The following is a 525-nucleotide window of genomic DNA, read 5'->3' as shown; positions in this document are numbered from 1 at the left end:
CGTAAAGACGCTAGAAATTGAATAATGAAAAAGCCCGATGAAGTGATTCATCGGGCTTTTTTGTATCTGGTTCGCATCAACGTAAGCGTCGGTGCTTAAAGCGTATCGTGGAACTCCACAAGTACTTGTTCACACCACTTTTCAATTCGCTCGTCACTCAAGTCGTATTGAGAGTCTTCATCTAGTGCTAAGCCAACAAATTGGCTGCCATCTTCCGTTAGCGCTTTAGAGGCTTCAAACTCATAGCCTTCGTTTGGCCAATAACCGATAAACTGGGCGCCGGTTGCTTTTAACTCGTCGTGCAGTAGGCCCATGGCATCAAGGTACCATTCACCGTAGCCTTCTTGGTCGCCAAGACCAAATAGCGCCACAACTTTGCCTTTCAACGGCGTAGACGCGATGTCTTGCCAAATGGCGCTCCAATCTTCTTGGATCTCACCAAAGTCCCAAGTCGAGATGCCTAGAAGCAATAAATCATATTCAGCCATCAGCGATAGCGGCGTCTCTTTCACATTGTGAATATCG

At 46.9% G+C, this 525-nt stretch carries 1 protein-coding gene; it reads right to left on the bottom strand.

What is annotated here, in order from left to right; genetic code table 11:
• Positions 1 to 95 precede the first annotated feature (95 nt).
• The coding region (gene fldB / locus R7044_RS27845; protein WP_225456324.1) for a flavodoxin FldB at positions 96 to 525 on the bottom strand (430 nt) is incomplete at its 5' end.

It is taken from the genome of Vibrio sp. 1402 (genome assembly GCF_033340275.1).
Note: the sequence above shows the minus strand (reverse complement) of the source record. Positions and strands in the feature narration are given on the sequence as shown.